Source organism: Siccirubricoccus phaeus (assembly GCF_008360935.1).
Taxonomy (GTDB): Bacteria; Pseudomonadota; Alphaproteobacteria; order Acetobacterales; family Acetobacteraceae; genus Siccirubricoccus; species Siccirubricoccus phaeus.
The window spans coordinates 2501-5796 of record NZ_SRXO01000046.1 but is presented as its reverse complement, the minus strand read 5'-3'; the positions used below and the strand labels follow the sequence as shown (position 1 = coordinate 5796).

Below are 3296 nucleotides of genomic sequence, written 5' to 3'. Positions count from 1 at the left end.
GGATGCGGGGACAGGATTTGAACCTGTGACCTTCAGGTTATGAGCCTGACGAGCTACCGGGCTGCTCCACCCCGCGGTGGTGTGGTGTGTGGCAGGTGGGTTTTCCGAGGATCCGGCGAGGTGGCCCGGCGGCGACCGACTCTCCCGCTGCTTGAGCAGCAGTACCATGGGCGCTGAGGTGTTTCACGGCCGAGTTCGGGATGGGATCGGGTGTATCAACCTTGCGATGACCACCGGGCCACCTGGCCGGATCCTGGATGTTGGTCTGGGATTGGCTGTGTTGCGGGGAGCGAGGGTGAGGCTTGAGCCGCGGCTTGGTGCTGCGTGCAGTGCTGATCTTGCGATCAGCGTCGCGGGGTGGAGGGATGTGAGCTCTATCGGGCGATTAGGACCGCTCGGCTGCATGGGTTACCCCACTTCCACCTGCGGCCTATCAACGTGATGGTCTATCACGGCCCTCGAGGGAGACCTCGTTTCGAGGGGGGTTTCCTGCTTAGATGCCTTCAGCAGTTATCCCGTCCGCACTTGGCTACCCAGCTATGCCGCTGGCGCGACAACTGGTGCACCAGAGGTGCGTCCATCCCGGTCCTCTCGTACTAGGGACAGATCCTCTCAAGTCTCCAACACCCATGGCAGATAGGGACCGAACTGTCTCACGACGTTCTAAACCCAGCTCACGTACCGCTTTAATCGGCGAACAGCCGAACCCTTGGGACCTGCTCCAGCCCCGGGATGCGATGAGCCGACATCGAGGTGCCAAACCTCCCCGTCGATGTGGACTCTTGGGGGAGATCAGCCTGTTATCCCTAGAGTACCTTTTATCCGTTGAGCGATGGCCCTTCCACGCGGGACCACCGGATCACTAAGGCCGACTTTCGTCTCTGTTCGCGCTGTCGCGCTCACAGTCAGGCGGGCTTATGCCTTTGCACTCAACAGCCGATGTCCGACCGGCCTGAGCCCACCATCGCGCGCCTCCGTTACCATTTGGGAGGCGACCGCCCCAGTCAAACTGCCCGCCACGCAGGGTCCTGGCCCGGGCTAACCGGGCTCAGTTAGACGCCAGAAAGGCGCAGGGTGGTATTTCAAGGTTGGCTCCACCGAAGCTAGCGCCCCGGCTTCAAAGCCTCCCACCTATCCTACACAGCCCCTTCCTGGCGCCACTGCGAAGTTGCAGTAAAGGTTCATAGGGTCTTTCCGTCTGACCACGGGTACCCCGCATCTTCACGGGGAATTCAATTTCGCTGAGCCCATGCTGGAGACAGTGGGGAGGTCGTTACGCCATTCGTGCAGGTCGGAACTTACCCGACAAGGAATTTCGCTACCTTAGGACCGTTATAGTTACGGCCGCCGTTTACCGGGGCTTCGGTTCGGAGCTTGCACTCCTCCCCTTGACCTTCCGGCACCGGGCAGGCGTCAGACCCTATACGTCGTCTCTCGACTTCGCAGAGCCCTGTGTTTTTACTAAACAGTCGCCACCCCCTGGTTTGTGTCACCCACCCCTGCTTGCGCAAGAATGGGTCTCGCTTATCCCGAAGTTACGCGAGCAATTTGCCTAGTTCCTTCAGCATGGTTCTCTCAAGCGCCTTGGTATGCTCTACCAGTCCACCTGTGTCGGTTTCGGGTACGGTCCATATGCCAGAGCTATTTCCCGAGCCGATCCAACTGCACCCCCAATCCAATAAGGAGATACAGAACTTCACGGCTGTCACTTCTGGCGGGCCCAGGAATATTCACCTGGTTTCCATCGGCTACGGCTGTCGCCCTCGCCTTAGGGGCCGGCTCACCCTGCGCGGATTAGCCTTGCGCAGGAACCCTTGGACTTTCGGCGGGAGAGTTTCTCACTCTCCTTGTCGCTACTCATGTCCGCATTCGCACTTCCGATACCTCCAGCGGCCCTCACAGGTCCGCCTTCACCGGCTTACGGAACGCTCCGCTACCGCTTGCTTGCGCAAGCCCACAGCTTCGGCAGATGGCTTGAGCCCCGTTACATTTTCGCCGCGGGACAGCTATTAGACCAGTGAGCTATTACGCTTTCTTTAAAGGATGGCTGCTTCTAAGCCAACCTCCTGGTTGTTATGGCCGTCCTACATGCTTTCCCACTTAGCCATCATTTGGGGGCCTTAGCTGGTGGTCTGGGCTGTTTCCCTCTCGACAATGGACCTTAGCACCCACTGTCTGTCTGCCCGCCTGCACTCCCCGGCATTCGGAGTTCGATAGGGTTTGGTAGGGCTTTGGGCCCCCCTAGCCCTTTCGGTGCTCTACCTCCGGGGGTGATCGACGGACGATCTACCTCAATAGATTTCGCGGAGAACCAGCTATTTCCGAGTTTGATTGGCCTTTCACCCCTAGCCACAGCTCATCCCCGACTTTTTCAACAGGCGTGGGTTCGGCCCTCCAGTGCGTGTTACCGCACCTTCAGCCTGGCCATGGCTAGATCACTCGGTTTCGGGTCTTCTGCCGGCAACTATGCGCCCTCTTCGGACTCGCTTTCGCTGCGCCTACACCTCTCGGCTTAAGCTCGCTGCCAACAGAAACTCGCGGACCCATTATACAAAAGGTACGCCGTCACCCACCCTTGCGGGCCGGGCTCCGACTGCTTGTAGGCGTTCGGTTTCAGGTCTCTTTCACTCCCCTCGTCGGGGTGCTTTTCACCTTTCCCTCACGGTACTTGTGCACTATCGGTCGCCAAGGAGTATTTAGGCTTGGAGGGTGGTCCCCCCATGTTCAGACAGGGTTTCACGTGCCCCGCCCTACTCAAGGACCTCTGCACACCATACGCCTACGGGGCTGTCACCCACTCTGGCCGGCCTTTCCAGACCGCTCGGCTTAATATGCAGAGGCCACTGGCCTACTCCGCGTTCGCTCGCCACTACTAGCGGAATCTCGTTTGATGTCTTTTCCTTCGGGTACTTAGATGTTTCAGTTCCCCGAGTTCGCCTCCCACACCTATGGATTCAGTGCAGGATCTCCCTAAGGAGGGGTTGCCCCATTCGGACATCCGCGGATCAACGATCGCTCGCATCTCCCCGCGGCTTTTCGCAGCGTGCCACGTCCTTCATCGCCTCTTGGCGCCAAGGCATCCACCGAACGCCCTTATCTCGCTCGACATCACCAACCCCCGCCCGCACGCAGGACCAAATCGCGGCCCCAGGTGAGAACCAGGCGTCAAGCAACGCCAAGCCATACGCTCAGCTTCACTCTCAGCTACTACTCAACACAACCAATCCCAGATTCACCTGTCAAAGAACAGACCACCCCAACGCGCGAGACCCAAAGGCCAGGCACCGTCAGGGTGG

1 tRNA gene and 2 rRNA genes are annotated in these 3296 nt (G+C 59.3%); all 3 read right to left on the bottom strand.

The features are described 5' to 3' along the window. Positions 1–2: 2 nt before the first annotated feature. The 3 genes from E5N76_RS29170 to E5N76_RS29160 all read right to left on the bottom strand — a co-directional run bounded on the left by E5N76_RS29170 (position 3) and on the right by E5N76_RS29160 (position 3108). A tRNA-Met gene (locus E5N76_RS29170) sits at positions 3–76 on the bottom strand. A 47-nt stretch (positions 77–123) separates the two neighbouring features. Continuing rightward, positions 124–238, bottom strand: a 5S ribosomal RNA gene (gene rrf, locus E5N76_RS29165). A 126-nt stretch (positions 239–364) separates the two neighbouring features. Continuing rightward, positions 365–3108, bottom strand: a 23S ribosomal RNA gene (locus E5N76_RS29160). Positions 3109–3296: the final 188 nt, after the last annotated feature.